The sequence below is a fragment of the Winogradskya consettensis genome, from assembly GCF_018332715.1.
Lineage (GTDB): Bacteria > Actinomycetota > Actinomycetes > Mycobacteriales > Micromonosporaceae > Actinoplanes > Actinoplanes consettensis.
Map to the genome: position 1 here is coordinate 45,332 of NZ_BOQP01000036.1, position 24,160 is coordinate 69,491.

Genomic DNA, 24,160 nt, shown 5'->3' on the forward strand with positions numbered 1-24,160 from the left:
TAGCCCGCCGACGACAAACGCCGACGGGCCCCTTCACTCCCAGGGCCAGGTGCCGTTCCGGCCCGATTCCAGCAGGGGGACCATGCGGAACGCGGCGTCCGTGAGGCCGCCGAAGGTGTGCCGGTAGGGGCCGGTCGCGCCGTGTCCCGCCTGGTATCCGGCGAGGTTCCAGGTGTATAGCGGGGTGTGCGGCGGGATGGCCGAGCCCGGGTCGCCGTCGCCCGCCCAGGCCTGCTCGTCGGTGACGATGAGGACGCGGTCGTGGCCGGCGTACCACTTGTGGAGCGCCGTGCGGGTCTTCGTGCCGCCCAGGTTGCTGAAGCGGTCGATCACACGTAGCAGCGACTCCCCCGGGCGTACGTCGACGGAGTGGGAGCGGGTGCCGAACTGCACCAGGTCGACCTGGCCCGGGTTTCGCGCCGCGAGTGCCGCACCGAAGACCGCCGCGGCGTCCGCGCGGGTCAGCTCCGAGCGAGCCGACATCGTGTCGAACATCGAGCCGGACCGGTCCACCAGGACCAGCGTGCGGCCCGGCAGCTTCGGCACGTTGCTCAGCGACAGGTTGAGCGCCTTGTCGAGAGCGTGACCCCATCGCAGCGACGGTGCTGCCCGGTAGGCGGCGAGGAAACGGAACGGGAACTGACGCGAGCGGCGTACCTGATCCGCATCGGACAGTCGTTCGGCGACCGCAGTGGCGACGTCGTCCGGCACCTGGGCCTGATCGAAGTTGCGCAGGTTCCGCAGCAGAGCGGCATATCCCATGCTCGGGATGAGCGCGCTCCACATCGCGGCCTTGTCCACCTGAGCACCCGCGAGCGAGAGGGCGTCCTCCCACGTCATGCCGGCGGCCTTCAACGCGTCGGCGTCGAGCAACGCCGACGAATTTCCGGCAACACGCGCACGCAGCTCGGCGTTGCGGGCGAGCATCGGCAGCGACGCGGGCAATGCCGTGTCGCGCTTGTGCCGGCGGTCGAGCGCCACCTTGAACAGGTCGCCCTGCCACGGCGAATCCGCGGCCGCAGTCGGGTGCGTCAGGTCGATGACGTCGGCGAAGCGGAACCCGTGCGCCGCCGTGTCGTACTTGAGCAGTGAGAACTCGGTATAGAGGCGCTGAACGGCGTCAACGATGCCGCGCTTGACCGGCTTCGGGATCGCGCGGCCGTACTTGCCCGTCCAATAGGCGAGCATTTCACCGGGCTCGTCGGCACGCAGCAGCACGGAAGCGATCAGTTGACGGCCGCCCGGCTTTCCCGCGGTGAGCAGGGCACGGGTCGCCTCGGCCGCCCCGACCAGGGACGCGGTGCGCATGTTCGCACGGCTGCGCAGCCAGGTCAGAAATCCTGCGATCCACTCCGGATCGGCGATCGCCACCTGGCGGACCAGCTGCGCGTAACGGGCGTCACGGTCTCCTGCTGCCTCGTAGAACGTGGCCTCGCCGACCATGTTGGCGACGGCGAAAAGAAAAAGCTCAGACCTGGCGTCACGGGCGACTCCGGCGGCGCCCTCGTACGTGACGGCGGGGCCGGCGCTGGTGATCGGTCCGGTCACGGCGGGCTTCGCCGTGGTCGTGTTGAACTTTGCCATGACGAGAAGAACTCCTTCCGCGGACCGGAAGAGAGCAACAATTCTTCAGTGCGGGGTGCCCGAGATCGAAGTCGGCCTCGGAACGTAACTGCTCTATCCCCTGAGCTATGCCGGCCTGGGTGCCGGCACCGGGACTCGAACCCGGGACCTGTCCATTAAGAGTGGAAGTAACCGCTGCCTGCGCACCGGGCACCCACCGCATCTGAAGTTGTTGCCCCTCCCGAGATCAAAGGGCAGAACGGCATTGATTTCCATGCAATGAAGTAGCCGTCCCGCGTCGCACCGGGAGGTGCAGGAACGAAGTTAGCAACGAAGCTTCCCGATGTCGCCCGAGTTTTGCGGCAGGCGGCTGACGTCCCCGAACGCCGAGGTCTCCAGGACCATCCGTTGCGGCTGCTCGAAATCGGCGGACCAGAGCCGCCAGCTGCCGTCGTCGACCGCGTAGTTGACGATTGCCTGCGATGCCGTCCAGCTCGCCAGCGTGAGCACGCCGCGATCCGGCAGAACGGGCTCGGCCGGGAGTGCGGCCGGCGTGCCGAAGTTGTAGCGTTTCGCCATGTGGGTCGCCAGGTGCGGGCTTACCGCAAGCCATTCGTCGGTCAGCCGCCCGAAAGCGGCATCACGCGACCACCAGGGCCGCCCCGCCGCACTGAGAATGGCGTCACCTACGCCCTCGAACACGGCGCAGTATTCGCGGATCGGGACCTTGCCGACCTGTTTTGCGTAACGGACCGTGCGGATCTGCAGCATCACTTCGTGCAGGACATACGCGGCCGTGCCGACCGATTTCTCTTTCACGCGTGGCTTCGGCGGTCTCGGCTCCCGGGCGGGGGTGATCGCGTCGGCGGCCCGGCCCGCGTGCGTCAGATGCCACGAATCGTCATCCAGTCCGAGCACGGCTCCTGCGCAACGGATCAGCCCGCGATCACCGATCCGGATCTCCACTCCCGGGTCAGCCACGGCGAGGACGATGCCGGTCACGTCGGAGGTATCGACACGTACGTCCTGAATGTCGCGAAGGTACAGCTCCACCACGGCGTCCGTGGTCGTCTGGACAGCCAGGTAGCCGGCGAGGGTGGTTCCGGCGCGCTCCACCCGTACGGTGCGAAGTTCGGCCTGGTCCAGGCGGTAGTCCTGGGTGAGGCTCGCAACGGCCGCGACGGTCAGCGGCGCCGAGCTGAAGCGGATCCGGCCCAGGGAGTCACGGTAGTAAGGGGACTCGGGTGCTGCGGGCGCGAGCAGGGCCGCCAGGGGCTGACCGCCGTGCCGGACCATCCAGGCGTGGCGTGACGGTCCCAGGTCCGCCATCCATCGCAGGGCCTGCGCGGCGTGCCGGTCACGGACCCGGGCCGGGCGGAAACGCGCTGCTCGGAACAGGGGGAACGTGTTGTTGTCCCAGACATCGGCGATCCCGGCGACCTCGGTGCGGTCGAAGAAACGGCCATCGGCGGACAACTCCGCGATGCGCGCGAATGAGCGATCGAGCAGTCCCGTGAGCACTCGCAGACTCATGGCGATCAAGGTATCGCCCGATCGCTTGTCGGCGGTGCTTTGCTGATGCTGCGACACTGGGACTGTCCCACGATCCTGGATGACGAGGAGGCGGCGATGGAGTTCAGCGGAGCGAACCAGCGCGAGGAGTCCATCGAGCCGGATGTCCCGCGCCGGGAGCCACATCGGGCGCTGGCCGAGGCGGTGCTGAGCAACGCCGCTGAGCAGGCAGAATGGCTGGCCGACGGCGGGACGGAGCCGAAGCTGCCGGACGCGTGGTCCGGGCTGTGGCAGGCGGCGGTGCAGCGCCAGATGGATCTGAGCGGGCAGGCGGAGCCGGTGGCCAGCCAGGCCGTGAGCAGCACGATGTCCCAGCTCGCGACGCTCTACCACGAGGCCGCGTGGTTCCGCACCGACGACGACCTGCGCCGGCGGGCCACCAACGAGGTGCTGTTCTACGGCACCGAGCTGCGTACCAAGCTGCGCAGCCAGTCCGCGCAGGAGGCCTGGCAGCGGCGTTCGGCCTACGGTCTCTCGGCCAGCAGCTCAGCCGTCCGCGCCCGGGTGACGGCCAACGATGACTGGCTCGCCGGCTGGCAGGCCTGGGCCGCCGCGCAGCAGACCAGCTGATCCCGCATCTCGGCGCCCGGACTTTCACTCAATGCGTCGCGAACCTGCCGCGCCGACGCACATGCACTTCCCGGCGGGCGGCGTCGGCCTGAAGCTGGGACTGCAGGACGCCATGAACCTCGGCTGGAAACTGGCCGCAGTCGTGCAGGCGGCCCTGATCACCGCGACAACCCGGCCAGATCCCCGTACGCGTCAGCGCAGTTCGAGCTGGACGCCTTCCTGGATGAGTTGATCGACCAGGTCGTCGAAGGTGGTGGCAGGTCCCCAGCTCGTCCGGTCGTAGCCGGGGACCAGATGGGCGCGCGCGACCTGCGAGTGTTCCCAGATCAGCCGGAACCCGGGAGTTGCGCCGCCATCGCCGGTCGCGGCGTTCTCGTGCAGCCAGAACGAGTCGCCACCGAACCAGCCGCCAGGTCCGTTGATCGCTTCACCGATCGCGCAGAAGAAGCCGTCGTAGTCGGTTATGAAGCGCCCGTCCATGGTGTACACGGTGCCCGACGGCTTGTCCGGGGCATGGATCCGGTGCGCCGCGGCGGCTTGCACCCACAGAAAGCGACCGCTGCGATCAAGCTCCGCCCACTGATTGGGCGTGGCCGGGCCGCCGGCCCGCCACATGTCCCAGATCGGGCGCTCGTTGGCGGCGAGCGGCCTGGGGATCGGAGCGTCCAGGACGATGTCCATGTGGTCATCACCGAGGGTTGACGGCCGTGTGGAAACGACACGTGCGTGCACCCGGTAATCCCAGCCGAGCTTGTTGACCGTGCCGTCGACGCGGACGTGGGCAAGCTCGGCCTGCACCGACCCGGTCAGCCCGGGACGGCAGCCCAGCAGAGTGAGCGGCGGACCCGGCGGCCACCCGTCCGGTCGTGCGTGGAACAGCCCCGCTGTTTTCCGGCATTCACCGACCGGTGTGCCGGAGCCCGACCAATCGAACAACAGATAGCCGGAAACGTCGGGCGCTACCGTTCCGCCACCGTTGTTGTCGTCGTCGCGGCGGTGCCCCTCAAGCTCGATGTCCAGCAGGCCGGACCCGTCCGCCGCGGTCCGGTGACCGACGACCCGGATATCGAGCAGTTCCTCCGTGGTCCGATAGCACTTCCCGCAGACCTCGGTCCCCGGATGATCGGAGGCACATGCGCCGACCACCCCGAAATTGCCGAACCAGGCCGGCCCGGTGCCGTCGATCGCGGCGAGCAAAGGGCCGGACGGCGCACAACTCACCAGGGTGTAGCGCTCATACACCGGCTCGGCCGGAAACAATCGGTCGACAAAAAGCCCGTCGATGTCCGCACATTCGGTGACGGTCGCACCGGTCTCCTCGTCGAGCAGCCGCCAGCGCAAGGGAATCGACACGCGCCGACTTTAGCCGGTGGGCTTGCTCAGTTCCGCCCGGGCGGCGGCTACCAGTTCGGCGTTGGTGTGGGCGTGGCCCCACAGGCCCCAGCCACCTTCCGGTGCCTCGGTGAGCAGCACCCAGGTGCGCTGCGGGTCCCCGCCCGCCGCGGCGACGATTCTGGTCAGTTCGGCGACCACCGCGAGCTGTTTCTCCCGGTCGAGGGCGCCCGCATTCGTCAGGACCTGGACGCGCACGTATTCGCTGTCCCCGTCGACGTTGCTGAGGGAATCCGCGGGGAGCGTGTGCACGAACGCGGCCGTGTTCTTGCGGAACATGGCGATCGGCGGGACCTGTTCGATGGTCATGACCGCGGTGGCCAGGTCCTGGGCGAGCTTTTTGACGTCCGGGAACGTTCCCTCGGTGGCGTACACGTCGATCATCGGCATGAGGCCAACGCTAGGGTGCCGGGTGCGGCTCGCCATCCCGGAAAGTCCGTAGTCCTTCGAGTTCCACGTGCAGTTTGCGGCGTGAGGAGACACCCAGTTTCCGGAACACCTTCCGCAGGTGGTATTCGATCGTGTTGGTGCTCAGGTAGAGCTGCGCCGCGATCTCGGTGTTGGTCGCGCCGGCAGCGGCGAGCCACGCAATCCGCGCTTCCTGCGGTGTCAGGCCGGCGGCTTGATCACCGGTCCGTGCCGCCTTTATCCGTACGCCCGCAGCAGCCAATTCCGTAGCGGCCCGCGAAGCAAAAGCACCGGCACCCATGTCCTCGAACAACTCGTACGCGGTCCGCAGATGCGTACGCGCCTCCGTGGTCCGCCGCGCCCGCCGCAACCATTCGCCGTACACCTGATGGCTGCGCGCCCGGGACGCCGGGCCTCGTGTTCGTTCGTGCAGTTCGATGGCGCTGCGGTACTGCTCCTCGTCATCGGTGAGCAGCGCGCGGGCCCGGGCGAGGTCGCCGACATTGCGCGGAACTGGACACGCTTCGGCCAACTCGCTCAGAAGCGAGACGAATGCGGTCGCCGGGGCTCCGCTGCGCACTGCCGCTTCGACCAGGTCGGCGAGCGCGAACTTCAGCTGTGACGTGCGGAAATCGTGGGGGCCCAGGATGGCGTACGCGTCGGCGTAGTGCCCTTTCCCCAACCGCACCACGAAGTCCGCGTAGTCGGCGAAGACCAGCTGGTAACCCTGCCCCTGCCGGATGGCGTCCGCCCGCACCCGCACCGACAGCCCGCCCTGCCCACACCACGCGGCGGCAAGCATCGACCCCACGCTCAAGTCCTGCTCGCCGGTCGCCGGCCCGAGCATCTGGTTGAGCACTGTTCGCTGATTGAAACAGTGCTCGGCTTCACGGAGATGTCCCGCCCACAGCTCGGCGGCGCCGGTGTGACTCATCGCGAGCGCCATCGGGATCACCGCGGCCCGCCTGGTCGCCTCGTCACGCAACCGGAACGCCGCCTCGTGCAGCGCCACGTCATCGGCGAGAACGGTCGCATGCGCGCAGGCCGCCGCCAGCCACGCGAACAGTTCCGGTGCATCCGGCGGAGCCTGCAGAGTGGCCACAATTGCACGCCTGAGCAACGGCGCGGCGATCGTCAGCCCGTCCAGGTGCAGCGCGGTGTCCGCATCGAGCAGCAGATCACCCACGGTCGGCGCCGTCCCCCGCGGCAACGGCAACGACCGCGCCACCCTGGCGACATCCGCCTCGGTCGCCCCGGCCGGCGCCAGCCGATCACTGATCTTCGCCTGCACCACCGCCTCCAGCAACGCATCCCGCGCAGCCCGCAGCCCCACCTCTCCCCGCTGTCCTGGTGCCACCGCGGCGGCGAGCAGCGTTGTCGTCGCGGCCACCGGTTCGCGGCGGAGCCGGTGAATCCGGGCCTGTACCCGCAGTTCCGGCGCGCCGATCGGGTGCAGCGAGTCCAGCAACGTCTGTGCCCGGGATGCGGAACCGGCAACGCACGCCGCCTCAGCCGCCGCCAACAGCCGCACAGTCCGGTCCGCCCGCCGGGGACTCAAAGCCCCCGCCCTGGCCAGCAACTCAGCAGCCGCCGCCCACCCGCCACGCCCCCGCTCACGGTCAGCCGCACGCTGCAACGTCGCCGCCACCGCCTCGTCCGGATCGCTGGTCGCCGCGGCGAGATGCCACGCCTCCCGATCCGGTTCGCCGAGCACAGCACTGACCACAGCGAGCGCGGCGTGCACGCGCTGCCGTTCGGCAAGGGGCGCTTGGTAATACGCCGCTGAGCGAATCATCGGATGCCGGAATCGCAACGATCCACGAATCTCGACCAGCTCGCGCTCCTCGGCGGGCGCGGCGTCCTCGGCTCCGAAACCGAGCTCTTTCCCCGCACGCCACAACACTTCCGGGTCGCCACTCGGGTCGGCCGCGCCGGTCAGCAAAAGGATACGTGTGGCGCCGGGCAACGTGCGGATGGCGTCGCGGTAGCGCTGTTCCAACGCCGGCCCGGGCGGAATCGGGTCCGGCAAAGGCGCACCGCCGAAGAGCTGCGCCGGGCTCAGCTCGCGGGCAAGCTCGATGAGGGCAAGCGGGTTCCCGCCCGTTCCGGCAGTTACGGCATCGCGAACGCGCGCGTCCACACCATTTCCGGCGACGCGTTCGATCAACTCAGCGGCGGCCGCCCGGTCGAGCCCGGCAATCGGGGCCAGGGGAAGCCCGTCGAAAGCGTCACTCTCGCGCAATGCGAACACCATGGCGATCGGGTCGGCATCCAATCGACGCGCGACAAACGCCAGAACCGCGGCGGATTCCTGATCGAGCCTTTGCGCGTCGTCCACCACACACAACAACGGCCGATCACCGGCCCGCGCGGACACCAACCCCAAAGCACCAAGACCGATCAAGAACAGATCAGGAGGCTCCGCGTACGCCCGGAGCCCGAACGCCGCCGCCAATGCATCCCCCTGCGGCCCCGGCAACCCCGCAAGCTCACCCAGACAGGGCCGGAGCAGCTGGTGCAACGCCCCGAACCCCAGCGCCGCCTCACTCTGCACGGCGTCGAACCGCAGCACATCGAAGCCGTACGCTTCAGCCTGCACGTCATCCAGCAGCGCCGTCTTCCCCGCACCGGGCTCACCGTGCAGGACCAGTACCGCACTGCGCCCTTGCCGCGCGGACACGAGCAGCCCACGCAGCAGCTCCCGCTCCTGCTCCCGGCCGACGATCTCCCCCACCCGGCAACAATAAGGTCGCCCCGCGCCCTCACGCCTCGCAGGCACGAAAGAGCCGCAGCAGCTCCTGCGCAGGCGGACTCTCCGGATCGAACGTGAACCAGGTCAGCAGGCCCGGGGTGTGCTCCGACGGGATGACCAGGGCGTTGTGGCAGCTGAAACAGAGCGCCACCTCGGACAGAACGGCCGCCTCGGAGCGAACACGAATGCCGTACCGAGGATTGAAGCAACGCATCTGTTCGTCCTCGGGCAACGCCGCGACAAGGTCGAGCACTTCACGAACGCGCGCGCCCGTCCACGTACCGATCACCTTGCCCGGCACGACAGCCCATCGGGCCCAGTCACCGCCGCCCTCGCGCGGGGCAACCGCGACGACATCGATCTGCTCCACGTCCCGGACGTCTGCGATCACCGGCACGGCTGGTCCTTTCGGCGTCAGGCTTGGGGTTGCTGGTAGGCCTGGGTGAGCACGCGGAGCGCGTACGTGAGACCGGGGTAGCGGTCGTCGGCGGGGTCCATGACCTGCCATTCCTGGGCGAGCTGGTCGATCAGGTCGAGCGTCGGCAGGTGGCTGTCCAGCAGCGCGTCCCCGCCGAACCGCCCCGCCACCTCAGCGTACGCATGGTTGTCCGCCTCGTTGCAGCGGCGCAGATAGCTGACAAGCTCGCGGTCGTCCATCCGCTCATCTTTGTCCACTCGGACAACGGGTGGCTAACTTGGGACCATGCGGATCGGTGCCTGTCAGACGCCGGAAATCCTCGCAGACGTGGACGCGGCTGTGGGGGTCGTGCAGGACTTCGCGCGCGAGGCGGACATCGCGGGGGCTGACCTGTTGCTGTTTCCTGAGTGCTTTCTGCAGGGGTACCTCGTCACCGATGAGCATGTGCGCGGTCAAGCGCTCGAGATCGGCTCACCGGCGTGCAACTCCGTGCTGGCGCGGCTGGCCGGAATTGAGCAGATGCTCGTCCTGGGAATGATCGAACGTGCAGGCGACGGCTTCTACAACACCGCGGTGGTCGTCGTCGGCGGCCGGGTCGTCGGCCGTTACCGCAAGACGTTCCTGACCAGCGGGGAACAGGTGTTCACGCCCGGCGACGACTATCCGGCGTTCGACCGGGGCGGCGTACGTTTCGGGATCAACATCTGTTCCGACACCCAGCATGAGCAGGCCGCAGCCGCGGTCGCCGCTCGTGGGGCGCAGGTCCTGCTGGTGCCGGCGCAGAACATGATGCGCCGGGAGAGCGCGTTTCACTGGCAGCCCCGGCACTTCGAGATTCGCGCCCGCCGGGTCCGAGAAACCGGTATGTGGCTGGTCAGCGCCGACGTCACCGGCGAACGCGACAGCGACCGGATCGGCCTGGGGCCAACCGGCTTTCTCAACCCCGCCGGCGAGACGGTCAGCCAGGTCCCCACCGGCACCACCGGCATGGTCCTCGCCGACATCCCCTGAGCAGCAACTCGGTTGCGGCGTTGCCGGCGGCCGTGGCACGGTGCGGGTCCCTACCCCTTTCTGCTCCGAGGCCCTGGTGACGATCTACTTCTACGGTGCCGACGAGGTCCCGTATGGCTGCTTCTCGAACTTCTCCGCGCACGGCTTCGACCTGGACGGCCGCTGGTGGCCGACGTCGGAGCACTACTTCCAGGCGCAGAAGTTCGCCGGCACCCGCGATGCCGACCTGATCCGCCGGGCGGCCACACCGCTGCGCGCCGCGCAGTGGGGTCGCGATCGGTCCCGGCCGCTGCGCCGGGACTGGGACCGGGTCAAGGACGACGTGATGCGCCGGGCAGTCGCGGCCAAGTTCGCCACCCACGCCGACATCCGCTCGGTTCTGCTGGGCACCGGTCACGAGGAGCTCGTCGAGGACACCGACACCGACCACTACTGGGGACGTGGCCGGTCCGGGGTCGGCAAGAACATGCTCGGCCGGATCCTGATGCGTACCCGCAGCCGGCTCCTCGCCGATCAGGGATAGTCCGCAATTATCGGGTCGCTCGGGGGCTTGACTCTCCCGTTGGGGGAGACGGGATGGTGGATCTCGGCGGCGCGAGTGCCGCCGGGTCGGGAGGGCGTGGCAATGAGCAGGCGGAGGTATGTGGCCCGGGGCGTTCCCGGTGGATACCGGGTCTGGGACAACAAGGCGCGCCGATGGTGGGGCGACCGATACGAGCTGTGCCCGGACGAGCTGCTCGACGAGCTGAACGGCGCTCGCGACTACGGGAGGATCACCGCGCTTCTCCGGACCTACCGCGCCACGAAACGTTAGGTGGCGCCAGATGAATCAGACGCGCGCAGGGCGATGGGTGGCTGGGTTTCGGGGGCGGTGTGGGCGATGCCGGCGATCTGGGTGTTGAACGGGATGAACGGGGAGTGCAGCCGGTAGGCCGTGATGTCGACGCGGGTGAAGCCGGCGGTTCGCAGCAGCCCGGCCAGGTCGCGCTCGCACGAGCAGCCTTCGAAGGTCCAGGCCCAGGGTCGGCGCAGTGCGCGTTGGAGGGCACGGGTGGGTGTACCGTCCGGGGCGGCGACGTGTTCTAGGAAGCGGAAGGTGCCGCCGGGCCGGAGGATGCGCCGGACCTCGGTCAGGACCGCGGCGGGGTCGGCCACTGTGCAGAGCACCAGCGACGAGATCACCGCGTCGGCGCTCCGGGTCGGGAGCCCGGTGCTCTCGGCGAGGCGTTCGTGAAGGTCGAGCTGCACGCCGCGACGCGAAGCAGCAGCCCGCAGGCGCCGGTGCATGGGGCGGTTGGGCTCGATGGCGACCAGTGTCGTTCCCGGCTGGAGGTAGCGGAGGTTGGCGCCGACTCCGGAGCCGAGCTCGACGACGGTCGACGGCAGACCGGCGAAGACACGCCGCTTGTGCCGGCGGACGTTCCACTCGATGTAGGGGCCCATCACGCTGAAGAAAGCGGCGTTGAAAGCTCCGCGCGCGCTGTGCACCTCATAGCCGCTTGCCACGTCGTTGTCGGTCACAGCACCCACTCTGCGCCGATCGCGGTGACGTGTCAGGCGTGGAACTACCCCACTAACCATGCGGTAAGGCCCGGAGGAAAAAGTGCGTACTTCCGGCAGGTGAGAGGCTTTCGTACGGTGAGTTGGTTCAGGAAAGTAACTCATCGCAGGAGAGAAATATCGTGGCAAAGCTCGACGGAAAAGTAGCTGTCATCACCGGGGCGACGTCGGGGATGGCCCTCGAAACGGCGCTCCTCTTCGCCAAGGAAGGCGCGCACGTCTACATCACCGGGCGCGACAAGGAACGGCTCGACCGGGCCGTCGCCGCGATCGGGGCCGGCGCGGCCACCGGGGTGCAGGCCGACTCGGGCGTGCCGGCCGACCTCGACCGGCTCTTCGAGACCGTGGCACGCGAGCACGGCCGGGTTGACGTGCTCTACGCCTGCGCCGGCATCGGCAACCTCGCCGAGCCCCTCGAAGCGGTCACCGAGGAGTCCTTCGACGCGGTATTCGACGTCAACGTGCGCGGCACGCTGCTGACCGTGCAGAAGGCGCTGCCGCTGATGGCCGACGGCGGTTCGATCATCCTGAACGGCACGGCGGGCTCGGTCCGGGGTGTGCCGGGGTCCACCGTTTACCAGGCGAGCAAGGCGGCGCTGCGCTCGTTCGTGCGCGTCTGGACCGCGGAGTGGGGCACCCGTGACCTGCGGGTGAACCTGATCAATCCCGGCCCCACCGCGACGCCCATCGTCGAGCAGATCCCGGCGCCGGTCGTGGAGCGCATCGTGAGCATGGTCCCGGCCGGCCGGATGGGACGCCCCGCCGAGATCGCGTCGGCAGTGCTGTTCCTGGCGAGCGACGACTCCAGCTTCGTGCGCGGCACCGAGCTCTTCGTCGACGGCGGCTTCGCACAAGTCTGACCGACCGCTTCGCGCAAGACTGACCGGCGGCTTCGCGCAGGTCTGAGGAAACGCTACCGGCTGCTGACCCAGGCGGCGATCTGGGCGCGGGAGCGGAATCCCAGCCGCAACCGGATCCGCTCGACGTGCCCCTCGGCCGAACGCTCGTCGATGCCCAGCCGCACCGCGATCTCGCGATTCGTGCATCCCTGGCTCACCAGGTCGGCGACCTCCCGCTGCCGAGGGGTCAGCTCGTCGGGTCTCCGCCGGGTGACACCCAGCCCGAGAAACCGGCGGATCACGCGCACCAGCTCGTCCCGGTCCCCCGCGAACGGCAGGTGCGACCGCCCCGCCAGCAACACCAGCTCAGCGCCGCTGATCCCGGCGGCGAGCGCGTGGGCCTGGGCGACAGGTGCCGCGCGGTCGCCCGTACGGTGCACGATGAGAGCCGGTGCCCGCACCTGCGCAAGCAAATCACTGACGTCAATGTCATAGCTCAACGCCAGCAATTCCCGGGCCGTCGCGGCGCTCGAGCACGCACGCTGATAGCGGGCGAGCTCGGCCCGCGTCGACCGGTCGGCGTCCGGGGCGAAAATGTCGGTCAGCACATCGGACCCCAGACCCCAATGCGATTCCACCAACCCCAGAACATGATTCCGTACGCCCGGAGCGGACACGTCACTCCCCCGCACCCACCCGCCGTAGAGCACCAGCCGCCGCACGGTTTCCGGATGCGCCGCCGCCCACGCGACGGCCACCGGAGCCCCCATCGACGTGCCCATCAGATCGAACGGTTCGCCCAGCGCCGCCGCGATCGCGCCCAACTGCTCGAGCTCGAACGCCAGCGACGCCGGGCGATCCACGGCGGGCGACATGCCACATCCGGCGCGGTCGTAGCGTACGAGCCGGATGCCCTGCCCCAACGCCTCGTAGAGCGCCCGCTCAGCGGGCAGTTCCCAGCCGAGCCGCAGATGCGTCAGCCAGCCCATGACATAGACCAGCGGCCGCCCGGCCCCGACCGACGCGTACGCCACGACGGTGCCGTCGGCGAGCACTACCCGGTCAAGCCGCTGCTGCACCCCGTCATTGTCGCTCAGCGGGCGTGGCGCAGCGCCCACTCGGGGGCAGCGAGTGACCACAACTGGATCCGAGCTGTTGCATGATCAGGCGGTGGACATGGATGCGCTGGTTGATCTGACCCTCCTCACGCGGGCCGAGCGGGAACTGCTGCGGGCCGGCGTCACGGAGTGGGAGCGCTCGGAGGGTGACAGGGACGAGACTGCCCGGCTGCTCGGTTACGGCGATCGGCCGGAAATGCAATCGGATGTCGTACGGCTCGCTGGTCTGCCGGCCTCGGATCGTCCGGTGTCGCGGCGGGATTTCCGGCGGCTGCTCCTTGCCACGGAGTTGGCGTTCGCGAGCGAGACGTTGGGCTGGGCGCGGGACTGGGAGGCTGATACCGGCTACACCGACCATGACACCGTCACCGTGCTGCGTGGTTTGCAGGAGCGGGTGGCCGGCATAGTCTACGGCGTCGAGGACCGCTTGGTGGAGAACGGTCCACCGGTGCCGCCGGCGTGGGAACCGATCTCCATGGACGTCGACGACGCCTATTGGGACCCGTTCTACCAGCGCTTCAACTTCCGCCCCAGCATGTACCAATGGCCGGCGATCACCGAGCCGGAGCCGTCGGTCACGATCGATCTCGGGCCGATCTTCGACGCCGGCCATGCGCAGTTCGGGGCCGGCGCCTCGGCGATCAACAGTCTTGCCCTGGTGGCGCTGACCCGCGTCCTGGGCAGCGACACCAGCCTCGTGGTGCTTGATTGGCAGCATCAGTCGTACCGGTTCTGGCCGCATCTGTTCGCCTGCCAGCCGGACCCGCAGTGGGCGACGACGGTCTTCCCGAACGGCGACTACTACATCTTCCTCACCGAGGACATGACCACCGGCACGTTCGGACATCCCTGGGAACGAACGCTCTGTGTGTTCGGGGAACCGCTGGTGTCCACCCTGGTACCGATGCTGACGAGCTGGCTCCCGATCAAGCGGACCACCCTGGAATAGACCCCTGCCAGCCCATTGCCGCCGGTGACCGGGCAACTACGTCGCAGGTGCGCACTGGAGATGCGGCGGTGTGGTGAGCAGAGTGCTGAAGATGCTGACGACGCAGGGTGACCCGATCACGGTCGGCGCGAACGAACCACCGCCGATGGAATTCTTGCTGCGAAGCCTCCCGAACCAGCACCTGGAGATCCTCGCCGCAACATACTTCGGCGGCCGGACGACAACCGAGGCGGCGCAGCTGCTCGGTCTCGCTCCGGAGGTCGCCAAGGCCCGGCTCTACCACGCGATGCGCGACCTGTCCCGCATGGTCGCCATCAGCCGCCCGGGTCACCTGGTGCCACGCACGCGCGGCGCTTCCGGGGAGTGCGTGGTGCATCGGCCGGCGCCTGGTCGCGGAAATCGGTGATCAGGCGAGTCTCCAGGGGCGTACCGCAACCGGCCTTGCGTGGCGCTAGGTGGAGATGCTCGGCATAACCGTGTCCGAGACCGTCGCGGCGCGCATGCACCACATGCGACATCGTAAGCCGCGCACACCTGCCCCGGCGGGGTGGGGATCCCGTGACGTGACCGGGGTTCGCGCGCTGGCGTGCACCGGTTGTGGTCTCATCACGTTGCAACGCGACCTTGCGATCCTCCAGGCCGAGGTGGCGAAGAACCCCGAGCTGTTCACTTGGAATGACTGATCGAGCGAGGCGCACCCTCGCGCTGAAACGCCGCTGACAAGACGTTGAAGCGAGTATCAGTAGCACCGGTCGAAGGCGATTTCGTGCTGGACGAGGTCAACCGGCGCCGACGCGACAACTATCGAGGATTTCGCCCCGCTCCCTGAGGCGCCCAGGATCGGGACGCCTCAAACCGGGCCGGAGCGCGGGGCCCGGGTTGCCAGGTATTGCTGCCAGAGCAGGCGGGCGGCGACCGCGCGCCACGGCCGCCACGCTTCGGCGCGCAGGAGGATCTCAGCCGGGGTGGGGACGGCGGGGAGCTGCCACAACTCGGCGATGCCGACTGCTACGGCGAGGTCGCCGTTGGGCCACGCGTCCGGGCGGCCGAGGGCGGAGAGCAGGTAGATCGCTGACGTCCAGGGTCCGATGCCCGGAAGTGTGCGCAGCGCAGCCTCCACCGCGTGGTCGTCCAGCGTGGGCAACGCGTCAAGATCAAGGGATCCGTCGAGGACGGCGGTGGCCATGGCCCGGGCGTAGCGGGTCTTCTGGCGGCTGAAGCCCGCGCCGCGCAGCTGCAGGTCGTCGAGGCGCAGCAGGTTCGCGGCGGTGAGCGGGTCCGCGAGCTGCTTGACCCGGTCGAACGTCGCCCGCGCCGAGGCGAGCGACACCTGCTGTTCGAGCATGATGTGCAGCAGCGAAGGCAGGCCGGGTGGGCGGTCCCACATCGGCGGGAAGCCGTGCCGGTCGACGACGGCGGCGAAGAGCGGTTCGCGGGTGGTGAGCTCGGCAACGCCACGGTGCAGGTCGGCGGGGGTCATGCGCGGGGGATACCCAGCTCGCCGAGGCGGATGCGGGCTTTCAGCACTGCGGGTGACTCCAGGTCGGTGAGGTCGGGGAGGGCTTCGAGCCACACCTCGATCGCTGATTCCGTACGCCCGGCGGCGTCCAGCGCGTCGCCGTACTCGATCAGGCACAGGGCGAGGTTGGCGCGGCTGCCCGCCTGGCGGAGCTTGGTCACCGCGTGTGCGTAGTGGTCGATCGCGGTCAGTGGGTCTCCGCTGCGGCGGTAGGTCCAGCCGAGGTTCCAGTCGATGATGCCCTGGCCGTTGACGTCGCCGCGGTCGCGGAACATCGTCTCGGCGGCGCGGAGCAGGGCCAGGGCGTCCGCGTAGTGGCCCAGCTCGACGTGGGCGAGCGCGGTCTGACCCATGGCGGCCGGTTCCAGGTCGGTGCGGCCGAGATCACGGATCAAGGTCAAGGCCTCGAGATGCGCAACCAGGGATTGTTCGTACGCGCCCAGGTGCCGCCGCACCGATCCGATGTTGATCAGTACGCGGGCCCGCTCGTCGGCGCGACCGAGCTTCGCGAAGTGGCCGTCCGCCGACACGAGATGGCGCAGAGCGGAGTCGTGATCGCCGAGAAAGTTGTAGGCGCCGGCGAGGCTGCGTTCGGCGAAGGCGCTCGCTTCGACGTCGCCGGTGACGGTGGCCGCAGCGAGGGCGGTGCGGGACACGTCGGCCCAGTCGTTCCACCAGCCCTGCCGCTGGTAGAACGCCGACAGGCAGACGGCGAGCACGCACGCGGCCCGGGCGTCCTTGCGGTCGGCGGCCTGGTGGGTGACCGCGCGCAGGACGTCGCGGTGGGTGACGCACCAGGCGAGGGCGTCGCGGGTCTCGGCGAATGCTGTGACGGCGACACCGGGCGGGGCGGGTTCGGGCAGGTAGGACGGCGGGCGGCGGAGCAGCACCGCGTCGACGGCTGCCGCTGTCCAGGTGTAGTGGCTGAGGATCCTGGCGACCGCGGCTTCGCGTTCGAGGGCATCGTCCAGCAGCTCCAAGGCGTACGCGCGGACCAGGTCGTGCATCTTGTAGCGGTCCTCGGGCACGCGGGCGGCCAGCCCGATGCGGGCGAGTTCGCTGAGCAGCGTACGCGTCAGCGCCGTTGACTCTGCGGCGAGCGAAGCCGCAGCCGCCACGCTCAGCTCGGGCCCCGGATGCAGGGCCAGCAGCCGGAACAGGCGTGCCGCCGCGGGGCTGAGCATGCGGTGTGACCAGGAGAAAACCGCGCGCAGGTCCTCGGTGAGGTCGTCGTCGCTGAACGCGTCGAGGATCGCGCGGGTGTCGCGCAGCTCCGCGGCGATCGCCGACAGTGGCCAGTGCGGGGCCATGCCGGCGCGGGCGGCGACGATGGCCAGGGCGAGCGGAAGCCGGCCGCAGCGTTCCGCGACCTCTTCCAACGCCGCGGGTTCGGCGGCGGCGCGGTGATCGCCGAGACGGGCGGCCAGCAGGGCGCGGGCTTCCTGCGCGTCGGGCACGTCGAGGGTGAACAGCCGGGCGCCGGCGCCGGTGGCGAGGCCGGTGAGGCGGCGGCGGCTGGTCACGACGACCGTGCTGGCGCCCTCGCCGGGCAGCAGCGGGCGGACCTGGGTGACGTCGTGCGCGTTGTCGAGCACGATCAGGACCCGGCGGTCGGCCAGTACGCTGCGGAACTGCCCGGCGCGGGCGTCGGTGCCGGCCGGGATCCGCGACAGCGGCACGCCCAGCGCCTCCAGGAATCCCTGCAGCACCTCGGCCGCCCCGCTGGGTGCCACGGCGGGATCAAATCCGTGCAGGTCGGCGAAGAGTACGCCGTCCGGGAACGCCGCCGCCGACCCGTGCGCGAGGTGCACGGCGAGGCTGGTCTTCCCGACACCCGGCATCCCGTCGATCGCCACGGTCCGGTGCCCGGTGCGGACGAGTTCGGTGAGCTCGCGCAGCAGCGCGTCGCGGCCACCGAAGCCGGGCAGGTCGGATGGCAGTTGCGCGGGGCGGACCAGCGCGGACACCGCCGGTGGCCGCTCGACGGCCCGCAGCACCTCGCGGTAGGCGTTCTCCAGGTCGGCGCCGGGGTGAACGCCCAGCTCCACGTCGAGGCGCTGCCGCAGCTGCTGGTAGAGACCGATCGCCTCGGCCTGTCTGCCGTCGGCGGCGAGCACCAGCATCAGGCGCGCGTGCAGCGTCTCGTTCAGGGGCTCCCAGGTGGCGGCCTGGTGCAGGGCGGGCAGCACGTCGGCGGGCCGATGGTCTTCGAGGGCGAGCCGGGCTGCTTCGGCGGCGACCACCGCGTGCTCCCGGTCGACCGCCACGAAGACCGGATGGGTCGCTTCCAGGCCGGCCGCGCAGCGTCCGTGCCAGAGCGCCAGGGCGGCGAGCAGGGCATCGAGGCCGGCGCCCGGTTTGCTGAGCTCCCGGAAGGCGAGCAGGTCCACGGTCGCGTCCCCCGGGTGCAGGCGGTAACCACCGGGCTCGCTGGTGATCCACCGGCCGCCGGCGCGGGTGGGCAGCTCCGGCTCGAACAGCCGGCGCAGCGCCCCGACATAGCGGTGCACGACGTTGGCGGCGCTGGCCGGTGGGTCGTCACCCCAGAGCAGCGCGGTCAGCTCGCCGGCCAGGACCACCTGACCGGCGCGGGCCAGCAGCAGCGCGAGGATGAGGCGCTGCTGGCGAGGGCCGAGGGAGAGCTCCGTGCCCTGCCGCGCCACGCGCAGCGGGCCGAGCAACTGGAAGTGCAGCATCGAAGCCCCGGCTCATTCATCGACATATTCGCGCAAACGCGTCTCGGCCCGGATCACCGGGAGCAGGCTGCCATCCTCGACCTGGGCGACCGCCTGCGTCCACGCACGTCGCGCGGCTGCAAGGTTACCCATGGCCAGGTGGATGTCCCCGAGATTCGTGTACGCCTCGATCAGGTTGGCACGGTCGCCGGCCCTGGTCGCGTACCCGATGCTGCGTTCCTGATCGTGCAGTGCCCCGGCCTGGTCTCCCCCCGCCGACCTGGCCTCGGCAAGCAGATTGAGCGCGCTCGCCTGCCCGCTGGGATCGTCGATCGCCGCGAACGTCGCCAGCGACCGGCCCGCCAGCCGCACAGCCCCGGCGAGACCACCGTCACGCAGATGCCCGCGCGCCAGGTGCCAGAGCACCGCCCCTTCCAGTTTCGGATGCTCCAGACCCTTCAGCCGGTCCAGGGCGGCGGTGTGGTCGCGGATCGCTCCCGCGGTGTCACCCAGGGCAAACCGCGCGACCCCCATGTTCATCAGCACGTTCGCGGTCACCGTGGCGTCACCCTGAGCCGACTGATATTCGTACGCGGTTTCGAGCAGCCCCAGCGCCCGCACATTGTCGCCGAGCCGCTGGTTGGCGCCTGCGAGGCTCTGCGCCGTACGGGCCACGCCCTCGGGGTCACCGGCGACCAGCGCCGACCCGTGCCCGATCGTCAGGACCGCCAGCCAGTCGTGCCAGTAGCCGTGCCTGCCCAGGAACAACGCCATCGTCAGGGCGAGCTGCCACGCGACCTCGTGCTCACCCGCGGCGGCGCACTGCTCCAGCACCGCGCGTAGCACCAGCCGTTCGGCGGCGAACCACGCGGTCGCCTCGGCGTCGTCCGCGAACTCCACCGGCTGCACGCCGGGCAGGGGTTCCGGGAGGCTGACCGGCAGGCTGTACGGCCGGAGCAGGCTGTGGGCGGCGTGCGCGCTCCGCCGGTAGTGGTCACGGACCCGCGCGAGGGCCGCCTGCCGCTCCGGGCGGGGGTCGACCTCGTCGCCGAGCTCTGCCGCGTATGTTCTGACCAGGTCGTGCAGCCGGTAGCGGCCCGGCTTGTAACGGTCCAGCAGCCTGGTCCGGGTCAGTTCACCGACGAGGTCCCGGGCCGTCGCCTGCGGCACCCCGGCCAGCGCCGCGACGGACCGGATCGTCATGTCCGGGCCGGGATGCAGCGGCAGCAGCCGGAACAGCCGCGCCGCCGCCGGCCCGAGCAGCCGGTAGGACCAGGAGAACACCGCGCGCACGTCATGCTCGAAGTCGTAGTCATGGAATACGTCGAGGTTCTCCCCCACCGCCAGAAGATCTTCAGCGATCACCGACAACGGGTACGCGGGGAGTGCAGCAGCCCGCGACGACACGATCGCCAGCGCCAGCGGTAACCGCCCGCACCGCTCGATGATGGCGTCGAGCACCTCGGGCTCCGGCGCGACCCGGTCCTGCCCGACCCGCTCGGCAACCGCGTCGCGCGCCTCCTGGAGAGACGGCAGGTCCAGGCTGAGCACGGTGGCACCCTGCGCGGTGGCCAGCCCGGTCAGCCGCCCGCGCCCGGTGACCACGACCAGGCAGTCGGCGGAACCGGGCAGCAACGGACGCACCTGATCGGCGTGCCGCACGTTGTCGAGCACCACCAGCACCCGCCGCCCGGCCAGCACGCTGCGGAACAGCGCCGACCGCCCCTCCACGGACTCCGGGATCGTCCCCTGCGGCACCCCCAGCGCGGTCAGGAACCATTGCAGCACGTCAACGGGGTCGGCGACCTCGGCACCCGGGTCGAACCCGTGCAGGTCGGCGTAGAGCTGCCCGTCCGGGAACCGCGGCGCCACCTCGTGCGAGACGTGCAGGGCCAGCGTGGTCTTGCCCACCCCCGGCATACCATCGATGACCAGCACGTTCAGCCCGCTGCGGGGTTGCTCCAGCACCTCGCGTACGCGCGCCAGCTCACTCTCCCGTCCGATGAAGAACGGCAGATCGGGCGGCAACTGCGCCGGCACCACGAGCGGGATCGGATGCTTCGACGCGGGCATCGGCGCCGCCTGACCCCCGGCCACCTGCCGATAAGCGGCCTGCACCTCCGCACCGGGAGCCATACCGAGCTCGTCGGCGAGCCGCTGGGTCAGCTCGACGTACAACATCCGGGCGGCGTCCCGCTGCCCGTCGGCGGCCAGCAGCACCAGCAGCCGCGCCTGCAACGCCTCGTCGAACGGATGCCGCTGAGCGACCTTCTCCACGGTGGACAGGATCGTCGCGGCGCCACCCCCGGCCAGCGCCGCGGCGGCGGCCTCCCGGGCCACGCCGCAGATCTCGTTCTCCACCGCGGCGAACGCCGGATGGGTCGCGCGCAGGTCCGCCGCGCAGTCCCCGCCCCACAACGCGAACGCCTCCATGAACAGCGACGTCGCGGCCTGCGGATCCCCCCGGTCGGCGGCGTCCCTGCCCGCCTCGGCCAGCCGCCGGAAATCCAGCAGATCCAGCTCCCCCGGATCGGCCCGCAACACATATCCGCCCAGGTCACCGGAGATCCGGCCGCCCTGCGACCGAGGCGCCAGCGCCGGCTCGAACAACCGCCGCAGCATCCCGATGTACCGATGCACCACATTGGCCGCACTGGCCGGCGGCTTGTCCCCCCACACCAGCTCCACCAGCTCATCAGCGCGCACCGGCCGCCCCGCCCGCGCCAGCAGCAGCGCCAGCATCAACCGCTGCTGCCGCGGCCCGAGCCCCAACTCCTCGCCGTCCCGCCACACCCGAAGCGGACCGAGCAGCGCAAACCGCACCCCGTCCACCTCCCCAAGACCCATGCCGCACCCGGGCCAATGGTGGAAGCAACCCCGCAAATCTGCAAGGTCCGCCTACGTCACGGCTTCCCCAGCTCCTGCCACTTACTCTCACTCACCTCCACCCCGAACTTCGCAGCAGCCTTCTTGATCCGCTCGAATGCCTCGTCCCGCTCCTCGTCACTCACGTCCTTCACCTGGTCGAACCGGGCGATCGCATTCCGGACGTGCTTGGCATCGTTGAGCGGCTCCTTGCGCACCCGCGGAAACGCGAACGTGCCCTCGGACATCGAATTGCGGTCCGCCGCATCCAGCTCATGTGTCTTCTCAGCCATGCTTCTGCGGTACCCCTCACCTGCGCTTCTATGCACCTGCCACGCGGAAGTGCGGCATGCCGGATCGACGATCTGACGCGCGGAGCCGGGGACGCTGCGGGCGATCGACCGCTGGTCCGTCGAACAGGCGCTGACCATTGCGCAGATCCGCGACCTGCCCGGCGTCGACGCGGCGCCCGGCCGCCGCAGCAGTCTCGGCTGGCTGGCGGGGGCCGTTCGCCATGTCTTCCCGCACCTGGTGCCGAGCGACCGCTGACTGTTCAGAGCCGGGTGGCCACTCGGACCAGGTCAGCGAGGGCGCGGGAGCGGCTGTGGGGTGGCCAGGCGATCACTGTGGTGACGGTGGGGGCGTCTTTGACGGGTACGCCGGTCAGGCCCTCGCGGAGGTTGGTGCGGCAGGATTCGGGGAGGACGACGCTGGTGCGGCCGAGCTCGATCAGTTGGAGGAGTTGCATCTGGTTGTGGATCTCCGCGCCGGGGCCTTCGGGGTAGGTGCCGTCGGGGCCGGGCCAGCGGGCCGGTGGGAGCTGCGGCAGGGATTTGACCTCGGCCATCAGGACGTGCGGGCGGGTGGCGAGGGGATGTGAGGAGGGCAGGATCGCGATCTGGCCCTCGGTGCTCAGGACCTCGATGTCGAAGCCGTCCGTCGTGTCGAACGGCTGATGCAGCAGCGCCACGTCGGCGCGGCCGTCGTGCAGGGGGCGGTCGGGCTGGGATTCGCAGAAGAGCAGTTCGATGGCGACGGCGTCGGGCTCCGCGGCGTACGCGTCGAGCAGTTTTGCCAGCAACTCACCGGAAGTGCCGGTCTTGAGCGAGAGCACCAGCGTGGGCTGGTCCATCGTGGCGTGCCGGGCGCGCCGCTCGGCGGCGGTCAGCGCCCCGAGGATCGCGCGGCCCTCGGCCAGCAGCCCCGACCCGGCGGCGGTGAGGGTGACCTTGCGACTGGTGCGGTTGAACAGCGCGACTCCGAGGCGCTGTTCGAGCTGGCTGATCGTGCGTGACAACGGCGGCTGCGCGATGCCCAGCCGCTCGGCGGCCCGCCCGAAGTGCAACTCCTCGGCGACCGCCACGAAGTACCGCAACTCCCGCGTCTCCATCCGACCAGCCTACGTCCCGATCGATACCATCAGGGTATCGATACTCGATCCGGCCGGTGTTGGTTCCCGGTGGGCACGCGACCACGATCGGTGACATGACTTGGACTGCGGATGAGGTGGGGCTCATCGGTGCGGCGGGCGAGCTGGAGATCGCTGTCCGGCGTACGGATGGGAGCTTGCGGCGGTGGGTGCCGATCTGGGTCGTTGTCGTCGGGCCCCAGGTGTATGTCCGTAGCTGGTATCGGCGGGACACCGGGTGGTTCGGGCAGGTGCTCAGAACGTCTCGGGCTGCGATCCGCGTCCCGGGCCTGCAGGCCGACGTCGCTGTCTCGGATGTCGGCGTCTCGATGCGCGCGGAGGTCGATGCGGCCTACACCAGCAAATACGGTCCCGCGGGCGCGGAGTCGATGGTGACGGACGCGGCCGCTGCGACGACCCTGCGACTGAGCCGGGTCGCGTTGTAGGGTCCGCGTCGTGGATCTCGTTACTGGCCTCAATTCCCTGGGGACGCGGGCTGACGCCTGGCGCTTCATCTCCGGCTTCGCCGCCGCGTGGAACCTGCCGCTGGCTGCCGGCACCGCCGACCTCGACACGGCGGAAACCCGGCTGGGGGTGACGCTGCCGGCGGCGGTCCGGGAGGCGTACGCATATGGCCTCTACTCCCCCGAGCAGCTCGAATACGACGCGGACGCCAAGATCCTGGTCTTCCGGGCCGCGGACCAGGGGGTGGCGCTGTACGGGGTGTCGCTCGCGGACAACGCCGAGCCGGACCCGCCGGTCTTCATGCACGAGTCGCTCGAGGACAAGGCCGAGGAGTCCTGGACACCTTTCATGCAGAGGTTCTCGCTGGCCTGCGTCGACATGGTGCTGTGGGACACCGTCGAGGCCGGCCCCCTCAGCGACGGCCGCGACGAGGAGGACACCGAGTCGTTCCCGGAACTGACTCCCGTGCCGTTCCCGAACTACCCGGGCGATTACGCCGCGCAGTGGTACGTCGGCGAGGACGTCATCCTGCGGCATTATCCGAGCTGGGTCGCCATCGCCGCCCGTACCCAGGAAGCGTTGGATGCCTTTCGTGAGGCGCACGGCGGAGACTGGGTCAATGAATGATGTGGTGGTACGCCTCGGCGGGGTTGCGGATGTCGTGGCGCTGGCTTCGCTGCGTGACATCCCCGCGGACAAAGTCGCGGCATTCACCGATTGGATGACCGCCCACGCATCCACGCACTTGCCGTTCGTCGCCGAGGTCGGCGGCCAGGTGATCGGCTCCGCGTGGCTGCACGTCGCGGAACGCGTCCCGGGCGGTGAGTCATTTTCCCGCCTGTACGGCGACATCCAGTCGGTGATGGTCCGCTCCGAATTCCGCAGCCGGGGTGCCGGGTCCGCGCTGATGACCGCGATCCTCGCCGAGGCCCGCACCCGCGGCCTGTTACACGTGACCGTCCACTCCGGGCGCCGAGCGGTCGACTTCTACGTGCGCAACGGCTTCACCCACCACCGCCAGCTCCTGCTCTGGGAACCCGGGCCTAGCGAGAATCTCTGAGAAGCTCCAGAAACCG

The 24,160-nt window shown here is 69.8% G+C and carries 25 protein-coding genes, 1 tRNA gene and 1 pseudogene; 12 read left to right on the plus strand and 15 right to left on the minus strand.

The window, feature by feature from the left end; translation table 11 throughout:
- Positions 1-33: 33 nt before the first annotated feature.
- The 3 genes from Aco04nite_RS31455 to Aco04nite_RS31465 all read right to left on the minus strand — a co-directional run bounded on the left by Aco04nite_RS31455 (position 34) and on the right by Aco04nite_RS31465 (position 3,096).
- Positions 34-1,584: a TROVE domain-containing protein gene (locus Aco04nite_RS31455; protein ID WP_213000868.1), complete on the minus strand. Its 1,551-nt coding sequence runs from the start codon at positions 1,582-1,584 to the stop codon at positions 34-36.
- A gap of 120 nt (positions 1,585-1,704) precedes the next feature.
- Positions 1,705-1,766 (minus strand) — tRNA-Ser (locus Aco04nite_RS31460).
- A gap of 121 nt (positions 1,767-1,887) precedes the next feature.
- Positions 1,888-3,096, minus strand: a complete 1,209-nt coding sequence (locus Aco04nite_RS31465) for a hypothetical protein (RefSeq protein ID WP_213000869.1) — start codon at positions 3,094-3,096, stop codon at positions 1,888-1,890.
- A 45-nt stretch (positions 3,097-3,141) separates the two neighbouring features.
- Between Aco04nite_RS31465 and Aco04nite_RS31470 the strand changes: the two genes are divergently transcribed.
- On the plus strand, positions 3,142-3,705 hold the full coding sequence (locus Aco04nite_RS31470) for a hypothetical protein (RefSeq protein ID WP_213000870.1): 564 nt from the start codon (positions 3,142-3,144) through the stop codon (positions 3,703-3,705).
- Between the two features lie 22 nt (positions 3,706-3,727).
- Positions 3,728-3,853: pseudogene (locus tag Aco04nite_RS31475) on the plus strand (FAD-dependent monooxygenase); the annotation flags it as partial.
- Between the two features lie 44 nt (positions 3,854-3,897).
- On the opposite strand, the gene Aco04nite_RS31480 reads toward Aco04nite_RS31475, so the two are convergent.
- The 5 genes from Aco04nite_RS31480 to Aco04nite_RS31500 are packed head-to-tail and all read right to left on the minus strand — an operon-like array spanning position 3,898 to position 8,914.
- A complete protein-coding gene (locus Aco04nite_RS31480) occupies positions 3,898-5,058 on the minus strand; it encodes a barstar family protein (RefSeq protein ID WP_213000871.1) in 1,161 nt (386 codons plus the stop codon).
- Positions 5,059-5,067: 9 nt separating this feature from the next.
- Positions 5,068-5,487 (minus strand): tautomerase family protein, encoded by a 420-nt coding sequence (locus Aco04nite_RS31485; protein WP_213000872.1) that lies wholly within the window; start codon positions 5,485-5,487, stop codon positions 5,068-5,070.
- Positions 5,488-5,497: 10 nt separating this feature from the next.
- Complete coding sequence (locus Aco04nite_RS31490; protein WP_213000873.1) at positions 5,498-8,239, minus strand: helix-turn-helix transcriptional regulator; 2,742 nt, start codon at positions 8,237-8,239, stop codon at positions 5,498-5,500.
- A gap of 28 nt (positions 8,240-8,267) precedes the next feature.
- Positions 8,268-8,654, minus strand: coding sequence for a hypothetical protein (locus tag Aco04nite_RS31495; protein WP_213000874.1), 387 nt, complete (start codon positions 8,652-8,654; stop codon positions 8,268-8,270).
- 17 nt (positions 8,655-8,671) lie between these two features.
- Positions 8,672-8,914: a hypothetical protein gene (locus Aco04nite_RS31500; protein ID WP_213000875.1), complete on the minus strand. Its 243-nt coding sequence runs from the start codon at positions 8,912-8,914 to the stop codon at positions 8,672-8,674.
- 46 nt (positions 8,915-8,960) lie between these two features.
- Here Aco04nite_RS31500 and Aco04nite_RS31505 point away from each other — a divergent pair, with 46 nt between their 5' ends.
- From Aco04nite_RS31505 to Aco04nite_RS31515, 3 genes are all read left to right on the plus strand, one after another.
- Positions 8,961-9,686 carry a carbon-nitrogen hydrolase family protein gene (locus tag Aco04nite_RS31505; protein WP_213000876.1) on the plus strand — a complete coding sequence of 242 codons (726 nt, stop codon included), beginning with the start codon at positions 8,961-8,963 and terminating at the stop codon, positions 9,684-9,686.
- A 76-nt stretch (positions 9,687-9,762) separates the two neighbouring features.
- Positions 9,763-10,209: a riboflavin biosynthesis intermediates N-glycosidase gene (gene ybiA, locus Aco04nite_RS31510; RefSeq protein WP_213000877.1), complete on the plus strand. Its 447-nt coding sequence runs from the start codon at positions 9,763-9,765 to the stop codon at positions 10,207-10,209.
- Positions 10,210-10,311: 102 nt separating this feature from the next.
- The gene (locus Aco04nite_RS31515; protein ID WP_213000878.1) at positions 10,312-10,500 is read left to right on the plus strand and encodes a hypothetical protein; all 189 of its coding nucleotides are present in this window, start codon (positions 10,312-10,314) and stop codon (positions 10,498-10,500) included.
- On the opposite strand, the gene Aco04nite_RS31520 is transcribed toward Aco04nite_RS31515, so the two are convergent.
- Complete coding sequence (locus Aco04nite_RS31520; RefSeq protein WP_213000879.1) at positions 10,497-11,207, minus strand: class I SAM-dependent methyltransferase; 711 nt, start codon at positions 11,205-11,207, stop codon at positions 10,497-10,499. The genes Aco04nite_RS31515 and Aco04nite_RS31520 overlap by 4 nt on opposite strands.
- Positions 11,208-11,368: 161 nt before the next feature.
- Between Aco04nite_RS31520 and Aco04nite_RS31525 the strand changes: the two genes are divergently transcribed.
- Complete coding sequence (locus Aco04nite_RS31525; protein WP_213000880.1) at positions 11,369-12,106, plus strand: SDR family NAD(P)-dependent oxidoreductase; 738 nt, start codon at positions 11,369-11,371, stop codon at positions 12,104-12,106.
- Positions 12,107-12,159: 53 nt separating this feature from the next.
- Here the strand turns inward: Aco04nite_RS31525 and Aco04nite_RS31530 are convergent, their stop codons facing one another.
- Complete coding sequence (locus Aco04nite_RS31530) at positions 12,160-13,164, minus strand: alpha/beta fold hydrolase (protein ID WP_244876429.1); 1,005 nt, start codon at positions 13,162-13,164, stop codon at positions 12,160-12,162.
- A gap of 97 nt (positions 13,165-13,261) precedes the next feature.
- Between Aco04nite_RS31530 and Aco04nite_RS31535 the strand changes: the two genes are divergently transcribed.
- The 3 genes from Aco04nite_RS31535 to Aco04nite_RS31545 all read left to right on the plus strand — a co-directional run bounded on the left by Aco04nite_RS31535 (position 13,262) and on the right by Aco04nite_RS31545 (position 14,835).
- On the plus strand, positions 13,262-14,152 hold the full coding sequence (locus Aco04nite_RS31535; protein WP_244876443.1) for a DUF2716 domain-containing protein: 891 nt from the start codon (positions 13,262-13,264) through the stop codon (positions 14,150-14,152).
- Positions 14,153-14,243: 91 nt separating this feature from the next.
- Entirely contained in the window at positions 14,244-14,558 is a 315-nt protein-coding gene (locus Aco04nite_RS31540; RefSeq protein WP_213000882.1) for a sigma-70 family RNA polymerase sigma factor, read from the plus strand.
- Between the two features lie 49 nt (positions 14,559-14,607).
- Complete coding sequence (locus Aco04nite_RS31545; protein WP_213000883.1) at positions 14,608-14,835, plus strand: hypothetical protein; 228 nt, start codon at positions 14,608-14,610, stop codon at positions 14,833-14,835.
- Positions 14,836-15,002: 167 nt separating this feature from the next.
- Here Aco04nite_RS31545 and Aco04nite_RS31550 read toward each other — a convergent pair whose 3' ends face one another.
- From Aco04nite_RS31550 to Aco04nite_RS31570, 5 genes are all read right to left on the minus strand, one after another.
- Positions 15,003-15,632, minus strand: a complete 630-nt coding sequence (locus Aco04nite_RS31550) for a DNA-3-methyladenine glycosylase family protein (protein ID WP_213000884.1) — start codon at positions 15,630-15,632, stop codon at positions 15,003-15,005.
- Positions 15,629-18,367, minus strand: coding sequence for an AfsR/SARP family transcriptional regulator (locus Aco04nite_RS31555; RefSeq protein WP_213000885.1), 2,739 nt, complete (start codon positions 18,365-18,367; stop codon positions 15,629-15,631). The genes Aco04nite_RS31550 and Aco04nite_RS31555 overlap by 4 nt, the downstream gene beginning before the upstream one ends.
- 12 nt (positions 18,368-18,379) lie before the next feature.
- Positions 18,380-21,193, minus strand: coding sequence for an AfsR/SARP family transcriptional regulator (locus Aco04nite_RS31560; RefSeq protein ID WP_213000886.1), 2,814 nt, complete (start codon positions 21,191-21,193; stop codon positions 18,380-18,382).
- Between the two features lie 56 nt (positions 21,194-21,249).
- The gene (locus Aco04nite_RS31565) at positions 21,250-21,504 is read right to left on the minus strand and encodes a DUF6582 domain-containing protein (RefSeq protein ID WP_213000887.1); all 255 of its coding nucleotides are present in this window, start codon (positions 21,502-21,504) and stop codon (positions 21,250-21,252) included.
- A gap of 260 nt (positions 21,505-21,764) precedes the next feature.
- A complete protein-coding gene (locus Aco04nite_RS31570; protein ID WP_213000888.1) occupies positions 21,765-22,601 on the minus strand; it encodes a LysR family transcriptional regulator in 837 nt (278 codons plus the stop codon).
- Positions 22,602-22,696: 95 nt separating this feature from the next.
- Between Aco04nite_RS31570 and Aco04nite_RS31575 the strand changes: the two genes are divergently transcribed.
- Genes Aco04nite_RS31575 through Aco04nite_RS31585 form a run of 3 tightly spaced genes read left to right on the plus strand, consistent with a single transcriptional unit; the run spans position 22,697 to position 24,144 of the window.
- On the plus strand, positions 22,697-23,065 hold the full coding sequence (locus Aco04nite_RS31575) for a DUF2255 family protein (protein ID WP_213000889.1): 369 nt from the start codon (positions 22,697-22,699) through the stop codon (positions 23,063-23,065).
- Between the two features lie 10 nt (positions 23,066-23,075).
- The gene (locus tag Aco04nite_RS31580) at positions 23,076-23,711 is read left to right on the plus strand and encodes a hypothetical protein (protein ID WP_213000890.1); all 636 of its coding nucleotides are present in this window, start codon (positions 23,076-23,078) and stop codon (positions 23,709-23,711) included.
- Entirely contained in the window at positions 23,704-24,144 is a 441-nt protein-coding gene (locus Aco04nite_RS31585) for a GNAT family N-acetyltransferase (protein ID WP_213000891.1), read from the plus strand. Before Aco04nite_RS31580 ends, Aco04nite_RS31585 begins: the two co-directional genes overlap by 8 nt.
- The last annotated feature ends 16 nt before the right edge of the window (positions 24,145-24,160 follow it).

Coding starts and splice junctions, on each gene's coding strand:
- Aco04nite_RS31455 (WP_213000868.1), bottom strand. CDS start 1,584: ATGGCAAAGTTCAACACGACCACGGCGAAGCCCGCCGTGACCGGACCG.
- Aco04nite_RS31465 (WP_213000869.1), bottom strand. CDS start 3,096: ATGAGTCTGCGAGTGCTCACGGGACTGCTCGATCGCTCATTCGCGCGC.
- Aco04nite_RS31470 (WP_213000870.1), top strand. CDS start 3,142: ATGCTGCGACACTGGGACTGTCCCACGATCCTGGATGACGAGGAGGCG.
- Aco04nite_RS31485 (WP_213000872.1), bottom strand. CDS start 5,487: ATGCCGATGATCGACGTGTACGCCACCGAGGGAACGTTCCCGGACGTC.
- Aco04nite_RS31500 (WP_213000875.1), bottom strand. CDS start 8,914: ATGGACGACCGCGAGCTTGTCAGCTATCTGCGCCGCTGCAACGAGGCG.
- Aco04nite_RS31505 (WP_213000876.1), top strand. CDS start 8,961: ATGCGGATCGGTGCCTGTCAGACGCCGGAAATCCTCGCAGACGTGGAC.
- Aco04nite_RS31515 (WP_213000878.1), top strand. CDS start 10,312: ATGAGCAGGCGGAGGTATGTGGCCCGGGGCGTTCCCGGTGGATACCGG.
- Aco04nite_RS31535 (WP_244876443.1), top strand. CDS start 13,262: ATGGATGCGCTGGTTGATCTGACCCTCCTCACGCGGGCCGAGCGGGAA.
- Aco04nite_RS31540 (WP_213000882.1), top strand. CDS start 14,244: ATGCTGACGACGCAGGGTGACCCGATCACGGTCGGCGCGAACGAACCA.
- Aco04nite_RS31550 (WP_213000884.1), bottom strand. CDS start 15,632: ATGACCCCCGCCGACCTGCACCGTGGCGTTGCCGAGCTCACCACCCGC.
- Aco04nite_RS31555 (WP_213000885.1), bottom strand. CDS start 18,367: ATGCTGCACTTCCAGTTGCTCGGCCCGCTGCGCGTGGCGCGGCAGGGC.
- Aco04nite_RS31560 (WP_213000886.1), bottom strand. CDS start 21,193: ATGGGTCTTGGGGAGGTGGACGGGGTGCGGTTTGCGCTGCTCGGTCCG.
- Aco04nite_RS31565 (WP_213000887.1), bottom strand. CDS start 21,504: ATGGCTGAGAAGACACATGAGCTGGATGCGGCGGACCGCAATTCGATG.
- Aco04nite_RS31570 (WP_213000888.1), bottom strand. CDS start 22,601: ATGGAGACGCGGGAGTTGCGGTACTTCGTGGCGGTCGCCGAGGAGTTG.
- Aco04nite_RS31575 (WP_213000889.1), top strand. CDS start 22,697: ATGACTTGGACTGCGGATGAGGTGGGGCTCATCGGTGCGGCGGGCGAG.
- Aco04nite_RS31585 (WP_213000891.1), top strand. CDS start 23,704: ATGAATGATGTGGTGGTACGCCTCGGCGGGGTTGCGGATGTCGTGGCG.